This window comes from Blautia segnis, assembly GCF_014287535.1.
GTDB lineage: Bacteria > Bacillota > Clostridia > Lachnospirales > Lachnospiraceae > Blautia_A > Blautia_A acetigignens.
Genome location: NZ_JACOOT010000038.1, coordinates 1 through 15,536 on the forward strand (window position 1 = coordinate 1; position 15,536 = coordinate 15,536).

General features: G+C 44.7%; 17 protein-coding genes, 7 tRNA genes, 1 rRNA gene and 1 pseudogene. 17 read left to right on the top strand and 9 right to left on the bottom strand.

Translation table 11 applies throughout. The features are described 5' to 3' along the window. From H8S54_RS15800 to H8S54_RS15840, 9 genes are all read left to right on the top strand, one after another. Positions 1-168 (top strand): 23S ribosomal RNA (locus H8S54_RS15800); the annotation flags it as partial. Positions 169-254: 86 nt separating this feature from the next. After that, positions 255-328, top strand: a tRNA-Asp gene (locus tag H8S54_RS15805). 34 nt (positions 329-362) lie between these two features. Then, positions 363-435 (top strand) — tRNA-Val (locus H8S54_RS15810). 8 nt (positions 436-443) lie between these two features. Further along, positions 444-525: transfer RNA gene (locus tag H8S54_RS15815), tRNA-Tyr, on the top strand. Positions 526-565: 40 nt separating this feature from the next. Further along, positions 566-638, top strand: a tRNA-Thr gene (locus tag H8S54_RS15820). A 25-nt stretch (positions 639-663) separates the two neighbouring features. Then, a tRNA-Met gene (locus H8S54_RS15825) sits at positions 664-737 on the top strand. 5 nt (positions 738-742) lie between these two features. Next, a tRNA-Phe gene (locus tag H8S54_RS15830) sits at positions 743-815 on the top strand. A gap of 97 nt (positions 816-912) precedes the next feature. Continuing rightward, positions 913-985, top strand: a tRNA-Lys gene (locus H8S54_RS15835). A gap of 124 nt (positions 986-1,109) precedes the next feature. Next, on the top strand, positions 1,110-2,387 hold the full coding sequence (locus H8S54_RS15840; RefSeq protein WP_186901797.1) for a glycerophosphodiester phosphodiesterase family protein: 1,278 nt from the start codon (positions 1,110-1,112) through the stop codon (positions 2,385-2,387). 208 nt (positions 2,388-2,595) lie between these two features. On the opposite strand, the gene yedF is transcribed toward H8S54_RS15840, so the two are convergent. Further along, positions 2,596-3,228: a sulfurtransferase-like selenium metabolism protein YedF gene (yedF, locus tag H8S54_RS15845; protein WP_021926045.1), complete on the bottom strand. Its 633-nt coding sequence runs from the start codon at positions 3,226-3,228 to the stop codon at positions 2,596-2,598. 48 nt (positions 3,229-3,276) lie between these two features. Next, positions 3,277-3,513 carry a DUF3343 domain-containing protein gene (locus H8S54_RS15850; protein ID WP_021926046.1) on the bottom strand — a complete coding sequence of 79 codons (237 nt, stop codon included), beginning with the start codon at positions 3,511-3,513 and terminating at the stop codon, positions 3,277-3,279. A 260-nt stretch (positions 3,514-3,773) separates the two neighbouring features. Here H8S54_RS15850 and H8S54_RS15855 point away from each other — a divergent pair, with 260 nt between their 5' ends. Together H8S54_RS15855 and H8S54_RS15860 are read left to right on the top strand one after the other, a co-directional pair. Next, entirely contained in the window at positions 3,774-4,169 is a 396-nt protein-coding gene (locus tag H8S54_RS15855; RefSeq protein ID WP_021926047.1) for a BlaI/MecI/CopY family transcriptional regulator, read from the top strand. Next, a complete protein-coding gene (locus H8S54_RS15860) occupies positions 4,166-5,989 on the top strand; it encodes a M56 family metallopeptidase (protein WP_186901798.1) in 1,824 nt (607 codons plus the stop codon). Before H8S54_RS15855 ends, H8S54_RS15860 begins: the two co-directional genes overlap by 4 nt. An 86-nt stretch (positions 5,990-6,075) precedes the next feature. On the opposite strand, the gene H8S54_RS15865 is transcribed toward H8S54_RS15860, so the two are convergent. Further along, positions 6,076-8,040, bottom strand: a complete 1,965-nt coding sequence (locus H8S54_RS15865) for a serine hydrolase domain-containing protein (protein ID WP_021926049.1) — start codon at positions 8,038-8,040, stop codon at positions 6,076-6,078. 265 nt (positions 8,041-8,305) lie between these two features. On the opposite strand from H8S54_RS15865, the gene H8S54_RS15870 reads away from it, so the two are divergent. Continuing rightward, positions 8,306-8,731 carry a hypothetical protein gene (locus H8S54_RS15870; RefSeq protein WP_186901799.1) on the top strand — a complete coding sequence of 142 codons (426 nt, stop codon included), beginning with the start codon at positions 8,306-8,308 and terminating at the stop codon, positions 8,729-8,731. Between the two features lie 43 nt (positions 8,732-8,774). On the opposite strand, the gene H8S54_RS15875 is transcribed toward H8S54_RS15870, so the two are convergent. Further along, entirely contained in the window at positions 8,775-9,965 is a 1,191-nt protein-coding gene (locus H8S54_RS15875; RefSeq protein ID WP_117852688.1) for a metallophosphoesterase, read from the bottom strand. Positions 9,966-10,124: 159 nt separating this feature from the next. On the opposite strand from H8S54_RS15875, the gene H8S54_RS15880 reads away from it, so the two are divergent. The 3 genes from H8S54_RS15880 to H8S54_RS15890 all read left to right on the top strand — a co-directional run bounded on the left by H8S54_RS15880 (position 10,125) and on the right by H8S54_RS15890 (position 12,617). Continuing rightward, entirely contained in the window at positions 10,125-11,045 is a 921-nt protein-coding gene (locus H8S54_RS15880) for a SpoIID/LytB domain-containing protein (protein ID WP_186901800.1), read from the top strand. A gap of 111 nt (positions 11,046-11,156) precedes the next feature. After that, the gene (locus H8S54_RS15885; protein ID WP_117852692.1) at positions 11,157-11,960 is read left to right on the top strand and encodes a M23 family metallopeptidase; all 804 of its coding nucleotides are present in this window, start codon (positions 11,157-11,159) and stop codon (positions 11,958-11,960) included. A 414-nt stretch (positions 11,961-12,374) separates the two neighbouring features. Continuing rightward, positions 12,375-12,617 carry a GIY-YIG nuclease family protein gene (locus H8S54_RS15890; RefSeq protein ID WP_021926054.1) on the top strand — a complete coding sequence of 81 codons (243 nt, stop codon included), beginning with the start codon at positions 12,375-12,377 and terminating at the stop codon, positions 12,615-12,617. Here H8S54_RS15890 and H8S54_RS19485 read toward each other — a convergent pair. Next, on the bottom strand, positions 12,589-12,666 hold the full coding sequence (locus H8S54_RS19485) for a hypothetical protein (RefSeq protein WP_408610295.1): 78 nt from the start codon (positions 12,664-12,666) through the stop codon (positions 12,589-12,591). The genes H8S54_RS15890 and H8S54_RS19485 overlap by 29 nt on opposite strands. On the opposite strand from H8S54_RS19485, the pseudogene H8S54_RS19490 reads away from it, so the two are divergent. Beyond that, positions 12,655-12,732 (top strand): annotated as a pseudogene (locus tag H8S54_RS19490) (DUF6783 domain-containing protein); the annotation flags it as partial. The gene H8S54_RS19485 and the pseudogene H8S54_RS19490 overlap by 12 nt on opposite strands. Here the strand turns inward: H8S54_RS19490 and H8S54_RS19495 are convergent. Both H8S54_RS19495 and trhA read right to left on the bottom strand, forming a co-directional pair. Next, positions 12,701-12,835 (bottom strand): DUF6783 domain-containing protein, encoded by a 135-nt coding sequence (locus H8S54_RS19495; protein WP_408610296.1) that lies wholly within the window; start codon positions 12,833-12,835, stop codon positions 12,701-12,703. The pseudogene H8S54_RS19490 and the gene H8S54_RS19495 sit on opposite strands and share 32 nt — an antisense overlap. Before the next feature lie 40 nt (positions 12,836-12,875). Next, positions 12,876-13,538 carry a PAQR family membrane homeostasis protein TrhA gene (gene trhA, locus H8S54_RS15895; protein WP_186901801.1) on the bottom strand — a complete coding sequence of 221 codons (663 nt, stop codon included), beginning with the start codon at positions 13,536-13,538 and terminating at the stop codon, positions 12,876-12,878. Positions 13,539-13,813: 275 nt separating this feature from the next. On the opposite strand from trhA, the gene H8S54_RS15900 reads away from it, so the two are divergent. After that, entirely contained in the window at positions 13,814-14,176 is a 363-nt protein-coding gene (locus H8S54_RS15900) for a hypothetical protein (protein WP_021926056.1), read from the top strand. Between the two features lie 85 nt (positions 14,177-14,261). On the opposite strand, the gene spoVT is transcribed toward H8S54_RS15900, so the two are convergent. Further along, entirely contained in the window at positions 14,262-14,810 is a 549-nt protein-coding gene (gene spoVT / locus H8S54_RS15905) for a stage V sporulation protein T (protein ID WP_021926057.1), read from the bottom strand. Between the two features lie 116 nt (positions 14,811-14,926). Beyond that, positions 14,927-15,508 carry a M15 family metallopeptidase gene (locus H8S54_RS15910; RefSeq protein ID WP_021926058.1) on the bottom strand — a complete coding sequence of 194 codons (582 nt, stop codon included), beginning with the start codon at positions 15,506-15,508 and terminating at the stop codon, positions 14,927-14,929. Between the last annotated feature and the right edge of the window lie 28 nt (positions 15,509-15,536).

Below are 15,536 nucleotides of genomic sequence, written 5' to 3' on the forward strand. Positions count from 1 at the left end.
CGGAAGGGATAAACGCTGAAGGCATCTAAGCGTGAAGCCCCCCTCAAGATGAGATGTCCCATTCGAAAGAAGTAAACCCCCTTGAAGACGACGAGGTAGATAGGGCAGGGGTGGAAGTGCGGCAACGCACGGAGCTGACTGCTACTAATAGGGTGAGGGCTTGACCAACAATCGCAAGGTTGAAAAAAGATTCTTGACAAATTCCGAACAAGGATGTAACATGTATGTAGTTTTGAAGGTGCAAACCTTTATTTGGCCCGGTGGCTCAGTTGGTTGGAGCGCCGCCCTGTCACGGCGGAGGTCGAGAGTTCGAGTCTCTTCCGGGTCGCTACTGATGAAAATCAGTAATAATTAAATATTATGGGATCTTAGCTCAGCTGGGAGAGCATCTGCCTTACAAGCAGAGGGTCATAGGTTCGAGCCCTATAGGTCCCATATATTATGGATGGATTCCCGAGTGGCCAAAGGGGACAGACTGTAAATCTGCTGGCGATGCCTTCGAAGGTTCGAATCCTTCTCCATCCACTTGATGAATAATTTCATCTGTTGTAGCCAATGGTTACGCGCCGATGTGGCTCAATTGGCAGAGCAGCTGATTTGTAATCAGCAGGTTATCGGTTCGAGTCCGATCATCGGCTTTTTCTTTGAAAAAGAATAAAATATCGCGGGATGGAGCAGTCTGGAAGCTCGTCGGGCTCATAACCCGAAGGTCATAGGTTCAAATCCTATTCCCGCTACTTATGCCCAGATAGCTCAGTTGGTAGAGCAGAGGACTGAAAATCCTCGTGTCGCTGGTTCGATTCCGGCTCTGGGCATTTTGAATGCGATGGCTGTTTAGAAAAAGCCTGAGCATTTTAAATGTCAAAGGCTTCTTCTAAACAGCCCAGACGTTTAAAATAAAAAATATAATATGGAGCATTAGCTCAGTTGGTAGAGCACTTGACTTTTAATCAAGTTGTCCGGGGTTCGAATCCCCGATGCTTCACTAAAAAAATGCCGAAGACCTTCAAATAGGTTTTCGGTCTTTTTTTTGTTTGAAAACATGACTTGCATAATAGAAAACTGTCCTGTACAATTATAAAAAATAATAAAAATTACGGGGGCATGTTATGAAGAAGTTAATATGGGGAATTATGATTGTTTTTCTATTTTGCTTTCCTGTTTCAACAGAGGCACAGACTTATTCGTTTAGTGCCTCCAAGGTAGTAATAAAGACTGGAAGTAAAAAAGAAATTCCTGTATATTCTGGAAAGAAGAAAGTGAAGGCTGATCTTTTTAAATGGAAGTCTTCTAATAAAGGAATTGTTACCGTCTCTTCTAAGGGCATTATACGTGCCAAGAAGACTGGAAGTGCGTATATTACAGCCAGCAGGGGTAAGAAGAACATTCGCTGCAAAATTTTTGTATATTCTAAGACTGTAAAAACAGGATTTTATTCATACGGCAGTAGCGTTTCTATGAAAACGGGTGAGGGCATTACACTTGTTCCGAAAAAGAAAGGCTCTGTAACAGTTTATAAATCTTCAGCACCGAGTATTGCCAGTGTTTCCTCGAATGGTACCGTATATGCGAAGAAAAAAGGAAAAACAAAAATTACCTATACATCTTATGGAAAATATAAGTATACAGCATCTGTTACTATTCAGGTAAAAGCACGGGGAACTTCTTATACATATACGAAGACAAATTTCATTATGCATCGTGGGCTTCTAAGAGAAGCTCCTGAAAATACGCTGCCCTCCTTTAAATTAGCTGGTTCACGAGGTGCAAAATATCTGGAATGTGATGTACGAAAAACTCTTGATGGGGTATATGTAGTAGCTCATGACAGTAATTTGATGCGCATGTGCGGTGTTGATAAAAGAATTGAGAAGATTACATATGCTGAGTTGAAATCCTATCCCATTATTGGCGGTATGAATGCAGAATTGTATCCAGGTAATTATACACCGACTTTGCAGGAATACATTAATGTTTGCAATCAATATTTTGCAACTCCGGTCATTGAGCTGAAATGGACTTGCAAAGATGCTGAAGTAGAGCAAATGAACAAGATTTTCCTAACTTCCAAACGTCAGCCAATAGTTATTTCTTTCCGGGAAAAGCCGTTAATTAAATTGAGACAGATTAATTCAAAAATAGGCATTCAGTATATTATGAGGGAGGGAATTACAGAGTCTGCGCTTCGAGATGCTAGGGTTTATGGTTTTCAACTTAGCGTAAGCAGTGCGTATGTGAACCAAAAGACAATAGATGATCTGCATAAACAGGGAATTAAAATCGCAGTCTGGGATATAACCAGTGAGCAGATCATGCGGCAGTATGTAGGCTGGAAGGCGGATTATATCACAACGGAAGAAATTTCCTGGGCCACAAAGACTTTATAAAGGACATTGATTTTTTAATAGATAAATATCTAAGAGGTGTATAAAAAATCCAAGCTTTTAAGTAGTAATATAAATACTTAAAAACTTGGATTTTTTTGTAATATTATTTGCGCAGCAAACGCTATTTTGGGGTGCACAAGATGATCTATCTTTGGTGGCTTGCAATCTCGTAAAAGGTATTGCTGTGCACAAGCTTTATAGTAATGAATTATGGGCGTACAATAGTTCCGGCGTTTTCCATGATTTCTACGATTTCATACATGTTTGTAACACCGCCTACGGCTAATTTCTCTTTTAGGCCGTAGAAATCAAGGCAGGTTCCGCAGGTGAGGATTTTGACGCCTTCTGCTTCCAGGGACTTCAGATCTTCGAGAGAGTCAGAACCTTCGCAGGTAAGGTAAGCGCCGGAATTATAGCAAAGGATGGTTTCCGGGAGATGATCCTGTTTGGTAAGGGCAAAGATGAAAGATTTCATAAGAATTTTGCCAAGCTGTTCCTCTCCGTTTCCCATGGTGTTGGCGGACAGAACAGCTACAAGGCCGTGCTTCTTGGAATCTGGAGCACAGGTTGGTTCAGATGAGGCTGTGGGCTGAGAAACAGCAGTCTGTGCATCTTTCTCTGGAATCTGGAAGGTTACAGCGAAATCTTTTTCCCCTTTTTTCTCTGCGGAAGACTGGAAGCCTCTGCTTGCTGCAAATTTAGTCAGGTTCTGAACGGCGATTTCATTATCTACCAGAACGGTAAGAACACCGCCTTCAGTCATTTCTTCAGATGCTTTCTTGGCATTTACTACGGGAAGAGGGCATGCCATGCCTCTTGCGTCTACAGTTTTGTTCTGCATATAAAGTTCCTCCTTAAAAATTTTTAATAAGTACTTGTCGGTATTCTGTTAAATCATGCATTCATAAATTCCCTCAGGCTGCAGGTCCTGCTGTGAAAGCAGTTCTTCGAGAGATTGACGGCTGTTAAGATCTGCGCACCAGGAAAGTCCGCAGCTGGCGGAAATCGCCCTTGGAACAGGAATTAACCGCCCAGGTGCCTGGGCTGCCTTGCAGGCTTTTTCCATAGCGATGGCATCTGTGGTGCAGCGAAAGGTTATGATAAGTCGTTTTTCTCTGGATATCATTCTATACCTCCTGAGGTTTTGTGTTATATTCAGTATAGTATTAAAATTGCAAATTTGCAAGTTTTGTTGACAAAGTATTACTACAAGTGTAGAATTAAAGTGATTATTCACTGGCTGCATTCTGCGTTACTGTGCATGGTGGGACCAGCAGCTAATTACCATACTATCTATTGTGGGAAATATAGATAGAGAGGATATACAAGGAGAACTTAAATAGGAATATGCGTGTTTGATGTGTCAATAAGGAGGGATAGAGTAGGATGAAAAAAACAATTAACCGTCTTCCAGATTCGGAACTGGATATTATGCTGGTTTTGTGGAAGTATGAGCCGCCGATGACCAGAATTGAGATTGAACGTGTGGTAAATGAGAAAAAAGCTTTAGCGCCAACAACCATACTTTCACTTCTTACCAGACTGGAGAAAAAGAATTTTGTGAAAGTGACAAAACAGGGAAAAATGAATCTTTACACGCCGCTGATTTCCCAGGAGGAATATCAGCAGAGTGAAAGCAAAAGTGTGCTGGAGAAGCTGTACGGCAATTCTCTGAAGAAATTTGTGGCTTCTTTGTACCAGGGCAAAAAAATGAATCAGGATGACATTAAAGAACTTCATGACTTTTTAGAGGAGCTGGAGGATAAAGAAGAGGATTTATGACATCATTTATGTTTCTGATTTTGAAGATGAATGTGATTGCAGCATTGATAATCTGCGCAACTGTGTGGATCGGACATTTTACGAAGGGAAAATATTCATCGAAATGGAAATATTATATGTGGCTGATTGTTATGGTTTTTCTGCTGATACCCGTGGATTTCTCAGGAGGAAGTCTGCTTAGGATTCAGATCGGGCAGAAGGAAGCAAATAGCAGTGCAAGCAGTTCCTGGAGGGGAAAACAAAATGCCAGCAACCAGGCGGAGAATAAAAATGAAGCTGGGGAAACCTCCACAACAGATGCAGTACTTTCGGGAAATCTGATCAGTACAGTTGTTGATGAGAAGTCTAATGCTGTAAATAATGCAGCTGAAGAAAGTGCTAAGAGTGGACAAGTACCTTCTAAAGGTATTTCTACGATTACTCTCAGTTACGGCACGCTGCCGCTCGAAAAGCTTCTGAATGCGGCAGGAATCATCTGGCTGTGCGGAATTCTTCTGTTTGGCTTCACCAGGGGTATGCGCTATTATTTTTCCTTGCATAAGATGGAGCGTTGGAGTTACCCCGCAGATAATGAGGAAATGCAGGAATTGTATTTCAGGCTCTGCCGTAAGAAACATATCAAAAATCCGCCAAGGCTTCTTGTATGGGAAGGGCTTACCTCCCCGATGCTGGCAGGAATTCGCAATCCCGGACTTTATGTGCCGGAAAAGGCATTCACGCTGGAAGAACTGGAATTTATCTTTTCCCATGAGCTGTCCCATTATATGAGACATGACCTGTGGTATAAAATGCTGATGCTCATCGTTACAACCATCTACTGGTTTAACCCGGCCCTTTACCTGATGCAGCGGGAAGCGGAGAAAGATATTGAAAATCTTTGTGACGGAAAAATGGCAGCCCATTATACCATGAAGAATCGGATGAAATATGGGGAGCTATTGCTAAAGATTGCGGCGAGCCAAAATCACATTCCTTATATGTCAGTGGGATTCAGTGATGGCAAGAAGGTTTTTAAGGACCGTATTTTGTATATGAAAAATTTAAGGTGCCTGAAGGAAAATGTTTTTCCGGCAGTATTGCTGGGAGCTATTTTGGTGGGAGCTCAGGTATTTGTAGGAGTTTCCTTCTATGCGGTTCAGGCGGCTGTAGGTGACCTGGTGGAATTTCAGCCAGATCGGGGAGCTGCAGGAGAATATGTAAACCTTATAGCAGAAAACAGTTCTGATAGCTCTTACGGAGCAGGAAGAGACAAGGATTCCGTTGCAGGAAGAAATCAATCTGCTTCCGGGAATATAAATGCAGATGGCAGCGAGACTTTGAACAGTGAGAGTACGAGTAAAGCTGATTATTCAGAGGGCATAGATACTAACGATGGAAGTACATCAGACAGTACTTCTGAATCTGGAAATTCAGGTACGGATTCAAGTGATGACTCCGTGACAGGCAGTGCCGAAACCAGAGGAATTACCTTAACGGATGAACAGGTCACAGTTTGGGCGAAGGATGGTTCCTGGGCAAATTATGTATATCGTGCCACAGATGGAAACTGGTATGATGGCAGCGGAAGACTGTATTATGAAAATGGCGGCGGAGAATGGACCCAGGCTGCAACTGGTGAACAGGGGTCAGAAGATGCGCCGGAAACACCTTCTGAGAATGCGCAGGCGTCTTTGGTTGTTGTGGATGAGGAAGGGCTGAACTATCAGACTCTTTATCAGAACAGTGCCGGAGAATGGGAAAATAATGCTTCTGGTGCGTATTCGGATAATGGAGACGGAACGTTTACAGGGCCGGATGGAACCTTGTGGTATGAGAATTAAGTTAAAAATAAAATAATGTGAAATGTGGAAATCCCACCGAAATATTTGAGTATCTGACTCAAGGTATTTCGATGGGATTTTTAATTTCATTCCTGCAAATCTTTAGCTGTAGAACCCGCAGGTTCAGCATCGTCAGCAACGGATGCAACTGCGCTTTGGGCACCAGGTACTTCAGCATTTTCTTTCTCAAGTGTTCCTTCTTCAGAATCCCCCGGATCTTCCTCTTCTGTCACCAGATATCCATGTGAGACCGGTTCAATGGTCTGTTCCATAATGCGGTGAAGCAGTTCCAGGCCGCCGGCACCTTTGAAGGTGCCATAGAGGAAGTTTTTGGAGATTTCTTCCGTGATAGATTCAAGTCCTTCCATAATCATGCCTTTTCCCGGAGTCTCGTACCAGCGAATCTGAAGTTCATCCTCTGGCAGGAAGAAAATATGGATTTTTCTGCGCACGCATTCTTCCAGAAAAGTAATCTCAAGCTTCAGGACAGCGGTGCCATTTTCGTCAGTGGTAAATTCTCCGCAGGTACCAACCAGATAACTCTCTTCATGAAGCGTAAGCCAGGATTCCTTTGCCTGTCCAAATCCAACCGGGAGGGGATGCCACTCTCCGGATTCCAGGAAGTTTACAGAGAACTCCCCTTTTTCACAGGTGAAAGAAAGCTTTTGCACACCCTCCGTCATATTATTGTGGAAAACCTGGATAAACAGAGGAAAAAGTCCAATGCTCTGTGGAGAAAGTTCAAAAATTTTCCCATTCAGTTGTAAGGCTGCCTGATGGGGATCAGGTGAAGGAATTCCTTTCACATAATTCCAGATATTCTGGCGGGCACCGGTGCTGCGGCGAAGTCCGGCAGGATTCTTTTTCCAGCCGCCTTTTCGAAGGGATGAAAGTGTCTGGGCAGTGGCGGTGCCGTTTTCTAACTGGGCAGTAAGGCGGTTCAACAGGCTCTGCGCGCATGGATTCTCAGGGAGAACGTCTGCAGGGTGAAATTTCCGTGGAAAATACTTGCGGATAATATTCAGCATGACGCAGTTCTGAAACAGCTCGTTGTTGCCTGCATTGGTGACGATTACCATATTCATGTCCGGATAAACAATTACGTTCTGCCCCAGCATTCCGTTAAATTCAAAGCTGCCGGGGCGGGCCTCCATCCATATCTGGTAACCGTATCCGTAAGTGCCCTCGATGCTCTCCTTATGCTTGGCTGTGGAAACTTCCACCCAGAATTCAGGAATGATCTGCTGGCCGTTCCATTTGCCTTTCTGCAGATAAAGCTGTCCAAGTTTAGCCATGTCTTCCGCACAAAGGAAAAGTCCCCATCCTCCCTTGGTAATGCCCTTAGGACAGGTTTCCCAGAAATAACGGGTAATGCCAAGGGGAGCGAAAAGCCGCGGCTCCAGATACTCTGTAAGTGTCTGACCAGTGCGCTCTGTGATAATTGCGGAAAGAACATAGGTGTTCAGACTGTTGTATAGGAAATTTTCCCCAGGGTTTCCGGTGATGGAAGAATTCATGTAGCTGGTGAGCCAGTCGTTGCCAGACACAATGCCGGATTCATTGAAGGTGATGCCGCTGGTCATGGTGAGAAGATTCTCCACGGTGACGGTGGGACGGAAAATTTTGGTGAAGGTATTCAAATTCTTCTGGAAAATATCATAAATATTTTCGTCCAGGGAAAGCTTGCCCTCTTCTACAAGAAGTCCGATAGCCATTCCTGTGATGCTTTTGCACATGGAATGGGTGACATGCCAGATTCCGCTGCGATAAGGCGCGAAGTTGGCTTCGCAGATGACTTTCCCGTTTCGAAGAACCATGAAATGATGCATGTCTGTATAGTGGGAAGCCACCAGATCACGGAGCAGATCCGCCAGCATATCGGAAGAAATGCCCTGGCTTTCCGGTGTTGCTCTGGGAAATGGCTGCTCATAGGGCTTGTCAAATGGGAACTTGGGCTTTTGCGGGAAAAAATCTACTCTGCTTGCGCCATCGGTTTTTCCAAGAATGATATTGGTGATCAGTTCTGCAACTGCAATTTGTTCTTTTGCCATAGGCTGCTCCTTTCTGGTGAAGGGAATATTAGGTAACTGCTATATTAGTATAACCAAAAGTTGATTGAGCTTATTGTAGCAGTGGACAATTGCGGTGTCAATAAGGCAAAAAAGGAAAGTGCGGCTGTGATTTGGCAAAAATTTTTCAGAAATCAGGTTCTATCCTGCAAGCGGACAGGCATAAGAATAACTATACCTGCACAATCATGGAAAGTGCGCAGTTCCATCGCGGTTGTGGACAGGCATGAAAAAAAGGAGGACCTTTATGAAGCATTTTTTTGATATGATGATGACTGTTATGGTTGGCTTTGTCACAGGAGTATTTTGTGGAAAAGGTAATGCACTTCAGTTCGTAAAGGTACTTGTGAGCGGACAGGCTGCAGGCGCCCAGACTTGGTTAAGATCAGGATGCAGTGAAGGCCCCTGTAGTGTCCGTGAGAAATTAATTTCAGGAAAATTATTGCAGAAAATGACATCAGAAGAAATGCATGCGGCAGATGCGGAGAAAAGAAAAGTGACGGCCGCAGAAATGCGCGGAAAAAATAGCAATCGGATACGGGATGTTTTTTATAAAAGAAGCAACCGAATAAGGGATGTTTTTCATAAAAACAGCAACCGGATAAGAGATGTTTATTTCAAAAAAGGACTGCCGTATATGCGGCAGTCCGTGTGCAGAGGCAGTCCTTTGTGAGGAAAGCTATAAGGATTGCCTGAAAAATGTTTTGTAAACGGTGTTATTTCGTAAAATGAATGGTGATAGGACAGATCTCGCTGTCGGTTCCTACTCTCATGCTTGGTCCCCAGATTCCGGCCCCGGAAGTGACAATGTTGTGCATGCTTCCTTTCTGAAGGTAGCCACAGGAATTTTCCCAGAATAGATGGATAATGAGATTTCCGGGGAAAATCTGGCCGTCATGAGTGTGACCGCAAAGGTCCAGATCCACACCGGCAGCAGCTGTTTCTGAAAGCTCTTTCGGCTGATGATCGATAAATATAATTGGTTTGCTCTGGTCCAGCGCTTGGGTAAGCTGGGCCGGAGTCTGACGGGAGCCTTCTACTTTTTCACAGCGGGAGGCGTCCCGGCGCCCAACTATGTAAAACTTGTTGTCAATCAGTACAGATTCGTCATCCAGCAGGTGAATGCCTGCATCTGTAAGAAATTCTTCCATTCTTGGATCGTTGTAGCTGTCTTCTGTTCCATTAAAGGTAAATCCTGCAAGAATCGGCTCGTTGAGATCGTGATTTCCCCAGCAGGCGTACACCCCATATCTGGATTTGATCCCTTTTAAAATTTTCTTTAATTTATTCGGTTCAGAAATTGCATCGTATTCGTTGTCGAAAATATCTCCGGCAATACAGACGACATCAGGATTTTCGGCATTGATTTTTTTCACAATGCGTTTTGCCTGGGCGGTGCCCATGCTGTAGCCGAAATGAGTGTCTGCAAGAAGAACTACTTTCAGGGAATCCATGCCGTCCACTGATTTTTCCACAGTAACCTCATAAGGCGTGGTTTTCACATTGGCGACATGAAGAATTCCGTAAATGCTGACTGCAATGATCAGAACCGTGCAGATCAGTCCGGTGATCACAAAGGTGCTCCGCTGTCCGATAAAGGGCGCGTGGAAAACGTATTTCAGTATCAGGCGTCCGAAATCCACAACAGCGATTACAAGAAGAATGTAAATAAAAGTACCGAGAAAGTAATTTCCAATATGCTTCAAAATGCGGTGCAGGCTGAGCGGTTTTTTCACAAGAAAACCGGTGAGCAGTGCAGTGGCAAGTATAATATAAATTCCCACAAAGGAAACGCGGAATGCCATAGTCTGGAAAAGCCTGTGACATGCGCCCATCCAGCGTATCATCCAGCGGACCACATAAAAGTTGATCAGGATGTACACAGGTGCAAGAAGTATTGCTCCCATAGAAACCTCCATTATTTATAAAATTCTGTAAAACAGGTTCAGTATACTACGGTTCATAAGTTTTTGCAATTGTGCATATAATAGGGAGAAAATGATAAGGACGAGTGTGCCGCGAATTGTGCCTGGACGGTATTGGGAAAAAGGCGGCACGGGGCTGGCATGAGAAAGTGGTTTCGGAAGTTTTGTTCTTCGGGATTTTTCATTCCCCTTGTTCTGTTGATGCCTTATGTGTGTACGATTCTGTTAAACGGTGCGGATAAAGCACTTTTACTTTCTTCTCCGGATGAGGAGGTTATGGTTCCACTGCTGCTTATGGTGCAGCTGAAAGGGGATTATGAGGAGGAAGCGGTGAAGGCTCAGGCTGTGATCGCCAGGTCGAATTTGTACAGGCGGCTGGCAGCAGGGGAGCAGGCGGGGAAAATTATGGAAGAAGTAAGCGGGGAAGTTACCGGGAAAAATACGGACAGAAATAGCGGTGGAGAGTATTCGTTTATTCTGGATGGAACTCTGTCACCAGGACATTTGTCCCAAATCTGGGAGATGATGAAAAAGGCTGATACGCTGCAGGAAAATAAAAACGCGGCAGATGCAACTGCCGGGCAGGTGCTTACTTATCAGGGAGAACTGAAGCTGGTGCCGTATCACCAGATCAGCAGCGGAATGACCAGGGATGGGGCGGAGGTTTTTCATAATGAAGAATATTCCTATTTGAAATCTGTGGACAGCAGCCAGGACAAGGATGCTCCGGATTATGTAAACAGTACATATGTGTCAGCAAGTCAGCTTCCAGCCAGGCTTGTGATCAAAAAAAGGGACAGTGCAGGCTACGTGACCGCTTTGACAGTAGATGAAAGCTGGCTGGAGGGAGAAAGCTTCCGGGAGGGAATGCATCTGGCTTCGGCGGATTTTTCCATGCAAAAAGTGGGAAATGCGGTGCGGTTTCTGTGCAAGGGAAAAGGACATGGGCTGGGTTTTTCCCAGTATGGGGGAAATGAGATGGCGAAGGAGGGCAGCAGCTGGGAGGAAATTCTGGAGGCTTATTTTCCGGAGATGGAGCTTCAAAATATAAATTCCGTGTAGATTTTTTACAAATCTGGCAGATAAAATGAATAAGCCTGTTTATTCTGGACACCCTATAAATACAGACGGTACAACAGCTGTGAACAGAATGTATGTAGAGGTGAAAAGAATATGAGGAAAAACAGAACAGCAAGATTTATTTTTAATGGCGCGCTTCTGGCAGTGATGGCAGTTTTGGGCGTGACAGCTTATCAGGTGTCAAACAAACAGGAACATATTCAGGAGGTGCTTCCCCTGGAAAGTACACAGGAAAACGATACGGCGAATGGGGAAAGTTCCGCGGATTCCGGAACTCTGGCAGAGGCAGGAACCAGCCTGGTTGAGGCAGATATGGACGAAATGTCTGATACAGGAATTTTGGATGAGGAAGCTGTAGTGAAGGAAGCTGCCAATGAGGTGGATAATGCGGCTGATCTTACAGGTGTTGAAAATTCTGCGGACATCGGAGAGAGTACCAGCGTGAATGCCCAGGTTTCCCTGAATCAGAGTCCGGAAATCAATTTTTCTGAGGATACATTGATGGAATGGCCAGTGAACGGACATGTGATGATCGACTACAGCATGGATCAGAGCGTTTATTTTCCAACTCTTGACCAGTATAAATTAAGTCCTGCGATTTCCGTACAGGCAGTGGAAGGGGCACCTGTTGTGTCTGCCGTGAACGGCACTGTGTACTCCATTGAGAATGACGCTGAGACAGGAACTACCGTGACCATGGAGCTTGGAAACGGCTATCAGGCAATTTACGGACAGTTGACAGATCTGGATGTGGCAGAAGGTGACTCGGTTGAAAAAGGAGAGATCATCGGCTATGTTGCAGCGCCTACCAAGTATTACAGTGAGGAAGGCAGCAACCTGTATTTCGCAATGAAGAAGGACGGAGAGCCCATTGATCCGATCGCATATCTGCCGTAAGATGGGAGCTTAGGCTCTTGATAGTAACCGCTTATGAATAACAAAGCGGTTACTGATCTCGGTGTGAGCAGTAACTCTTTGTATGCTATAAATTGTGTTTATAACAGGATGGCAGCATTCACAAAAGAGTAAAAACAACGTATAATAAAGCAGGTGGGAAAATTCGCAGTCGGTGTTGTGTCCTACCTGCTTTTTTCCGGCTCCGCAGGGAAATGATGGGGCTTGTTGGTGAAATACTGTAGTTTGGACCGATTGCTTTTTATAAAGATAAGGGGTGCTGGCCGTTGGGAAAGACGAAGGCGGTGCTCCTTTACATAGAATGAAATTGACGCTGCCAGAAGCCAGGAAATACTTATCAACTGGAAAAAACGTGGTAATGCTCTATAAAAGATTCGGGAATTGGAAAGGATAAAAATGAATTATACTTATATTGTGCAGTGCGCGGACGGAACCCTTTATACCGGGTGGACAAACTGTCTGGAGAAGCGCCTGAAGGCGCACAACAGCGGGAAAAACGGAGCGAAGTACACGAAGACGAAGCGGCCGGTGACCCTTGTGTATTATGAGGGATACGCGACGAAGGAGGAGGCGATGAGCCGGGAGTATGCCATTAAGCAGCTGACGCGGGCTAAGAAATTTGCGCTGATGGAATTTTGAGATGACAGAGGGCAGCAGCCGTCTGACTAGAGCGTGTTTGAAAAATCATTCCCGCAATCTGCACGCCCCACTTTGCGGTATATTTAGTCCGAATTCAGTTGCCGTAGACAGAATGGGAAAAAATATTTCGACCTGTATACCTGATTTGCGGTATATTTTACCCGAATTCGGGCTCCAGCTACGAGTCCCTCATCCGGGTAAAATGTCTCACAAATTATTGCAGAAAGCCTTTTTCAAATATGTTTTAGGAAAAAGCCATTACACTGGCATATTTGCCACAAAGCAATACATCACAATAAAGTGGCAGGCACTTCCCAGCATAATAAATACATGGAAGATTTCATGTGATCCAAAGTTCTTGTGTCTGGCGTTGAAAATGGGGAGCTTCAGTGCGTAGATCACACCGCCGATGGTGTAGATAATACCGCCGGCAAGCAGCCATCCAAACCCAGCCTTGGGAAGTGCGTGAATAATTGGAACGAAGGCCAGAACACACAGCCAGCCCATGCCAATGTACAGCATGGAAGATACCCATTTGGGACATGTGACCCAAAATCCTTTGAATACAATACCAAGGATTGCAGTTGCCCAAACAAGAGCGCAGAGTGCATAACCAATCTTGCCGTGAAGTACGATTAGGCACACTGGTGTGTAACTGCCTGCAATCATTACGAAGATCATCATGTGATCCAGCTTTTTCAGACGTCGGTTCACCTTGTCTGTAGAATCAACGGAGTGATAAAGTGTGCTGGCCGCGTAAAGCAGCATCATGGTAAGAATAAAAATGCTAAGTGCCAGAACATGAATGTGGTCGCTCCACACTGAGGAACGAATCAAAAGCGGCGCAGCTCCGGCAGCAGCCAGAAGAAAGGCAATACCGTGGGTAATCGCGCTTCCGGGATCTTTTAATTTGAATTTCATAAACAACACCTCCAGACAAATGGAAAACGAAAACTAATATACGTAGTATTAAAAACTATGTCATCAAGTATGCAATAACTATACCATTTTTTTTCGAAAATGCAAGGGGTTTTAGAAAAGTTTTATAATAAAAGTTTTTGGGGTTTGGGGGCAGCCAGAAATTGTCTGGAAGACAAAAATAGATAGCACTTAAGTTTGCAGCATGGTATAATGAGTTTCAAGAAAGCAGCATATTTAAGAGAATGCTGCGAAGAATTTGCAGGGGGTAACTAATTGTGAAGGTAACAGAAGAGCTTTTACAGAAAGCTGATCAAATCCAGAATTTTTCAGATGGAATCATTATGCCGGATGGAGATTACAGGCTGATCGAAGAGAATGGACATCTCCAGACCATGATGGCGCTTTTGCCATATCCGGAGAAAGAAATCTGGAAAATGATACCGGAGAATGACTCCGCACTATTCTGGATGATCGAGAGAACCGGATGCGTGCTTACAGATTACAATTCCACAGTAGGAATGGCCATGACGCCAGAACAGAAAGAGGTTTTTGACGCGCTGGTGAAGCATGGGATTATTTCTCCAGAGTATTTCGATATTACCAAACAGAGACAGAAGATGAGAGAGCAGGCGAAATAAGAAAAAATAAAACTGCTGTACCGACTGGCATATAAAAAATATACCAGGGTGCAGCAGTTTTTTGTCTGAAAAAGTGTGTGAAGCGTTACTGCTCCATCTGCCGTCCAAGGAATCCAGCGGCGGTCTGGACCAGGAGTTTTACGTTGGTACCCATGATGTCTTTGTCGCCTTTTCCCATGAGGATGACACTGCCGATGGCGTCGCCTGCGGCAATGATGGGGTGGATGACCTGGGAACTGGAAACGTCAGGCTGTTCGTCCACTACGGGGATTTTGCCCCGGTCTTTGGTGTTCAGGCATTTGGATTCCCTGTCGTTGATCACGCCTTCTAACTGGTGGCTGATCATTTTCCCGATAAATTCTTTGCTTCCCGGTCCGGCAGCAGCCACTACCTGGTCGTGGTCGGTAATGCAGGAAAGCATGCCGGTGGACTGGGAAAGGGATTCGGCGTATTCTTTTGCGAAAATGCTCAGCTCTCCGATTGGGGAGTACTTTTTCAAGATGATTTCGCCTTCACGGTCGGTAAAGATTTCAAGGGGTGTGCCTTCTTTGATTCGCAGAGTCCGGCGGATTTCTTTGGGTATGACCACCCTGCCCAGGTCGTCAATTCTTCTTACAATTCCTGTCGCTTTCATTTATCTGTTCCTCCTGTATATTTCATCTGCTTCCATATTTTGTACTGTATGGATAGTATGTGAAAAATTGGGGGAATTATGCCTGACATTTAATGTTTTTTAGCGTTTCCAAAACATTAAAATTTCCATTTTTCGAAACCGCTGGCGGATTTTGTTTTAACGGGAAAATCCAGATATTCTTCCAGCGTCATTCCGGTAAGGGTCAGATATCCGGAAAGCTCCCGTGTGACGTAGCGGATATGCCAGGGCTCGTATGGAATTCCGGTAATGTCTTCTTTGTTCTGGGGATAGCGGAGAATAAATCCGAAAAGAGATGCGTTGCGGGTAAGCCATTTGCCTTCTGGAGTTTGGGCAAATTCAGGAATCAGTTCCAGGCCAACGGCAGGACAGGAAACATCCAGTGCCAGTCCGCTCTGGTGCTCACTGGTGCCAGGCTGGGCAACATAGGGATTGCCTGTGTAAAGCTCCTGCTGGCGCTTATAAGAACGATATCCGGAGATTCCATAAAGGCATAATCCTTCTTTGCAAGCTGCATTTATAAGGCAAAGGGCAGCGTGAGCAGTCTTTTTTTCCAGAAGACGTTTCGGATCCCCGGGACGGGTATCGAATGGAATTCCAATATCAACAAGATTTTCGGGAACATAGTCGGGTGGAAGCGGGTGATTGCGGTTGATCAGGCGAGTATAAATATTCTGCATAAAAAAGTCCCCCTTTCTGCAACATCCT

Bases quoted from the DNA above. Each gene is read 5' to 3' on its own strand.
- H8S54_RS15840 (WP_186901797.1), top strand. From the start codon at position 1,110: ATGAAGAAGTTAATATGGGGAATTATGATTGTTTTTCTATTTTGCTTT.
- yedF (WP_021926045.1), bottom strand. From the start codon at position 3,228: ATGCAGAACAAAACTGTAGACGCAAGAGGCATGGCATGCCCTCTTCCC.
- H8S54_RS15850 (WP_021926046.1), bottom strand. From the start codon at position 3,513: ATGATATCCAGAGAAAAACGACTTATCATAACCTTTCGCTGCACCACA.
- H8S54_RS15855 (WP_021926047.1), top strand. From the start codon at position 3,774: ATGAAAAAAACAATTAACCGTCTTCCAGATTCGGAACTGGATATTATG.
- H8S54_RS15860 (WP_186901798.1), top strand. From the start codon at position 4,166: ATGACATCATTTATGTTTCTGATTTTGAAGATGAATGTGATTGCAGCA.
- H8S54_RS15865 (WP_021926049.1), bottom strand. From the start codon at position 8,040: ATGGCAAAAGAACAAATTGCAGTTGCAGAACTGATCACCAATATCATT.
- H8S54_RS15870 (WP_186901799.1), top strand. From the start codon at position 8,306: ATGAAGCATTTTTTTGATATGATGATGACTGTTATGGTTGGCTTTGTC.
- H8S54_RS15875 (WP_117852688.1), bottom strand. From the start codon at position 9,965: ATGGGAGCAATACTTCTTGCACCTGTGTACATCCTGATCAACTTTTAT.
- H8S54_RS15880 (WP_186901800.1), top strand. From the start codon at position 10,125: ATGAGAAAGTGGTTTCGGAAGTTTTGTTCTTCGGGATTTTTCATTCCC.
- H8S54_RS15885 (WP_117852692.1), top strand. From the start codon at position 11,157: ATGAGGAAAAACAGAACAGCAAGATTTATTTTTAATGGCGCGCTTCTG.
- H8S54_RS15890 (WP_021926054.1), top strand. From the start codon at position 12,375: ATGAATTATACTTATATTGTGCAGTGCGCGGACGGAACCCTTTATACC.
- H8S54_RS19485 (WP_408610295.1), bottom strand. From the start codon at position 12,666: ATGATTTTTCAAACACGCTCTAGTCAGACGGCTGCTGCCCTCTGTCAT.
- trhA (WP_186901801.1), bottom strand. From the start codon at position 13,538: ATGAAATTCAAATTAAAAGATCCCGGAAGCGCGATTACCCACGGTATT.
- spoVT (WP_021926057.1), bottom strand. From the start codon at position 14,810: ATGAAAGCGACAGGAATTGTAAGAAGAATTGACGACCTGGGCAGGGTG.
- H8S54_RS15910 (WP_021926058.1), bottom strand. From the start codon at position 15,508: ATGCAGAATATTTATACTCGCCTGATCAACCGCAATCACCCGCTTCCA.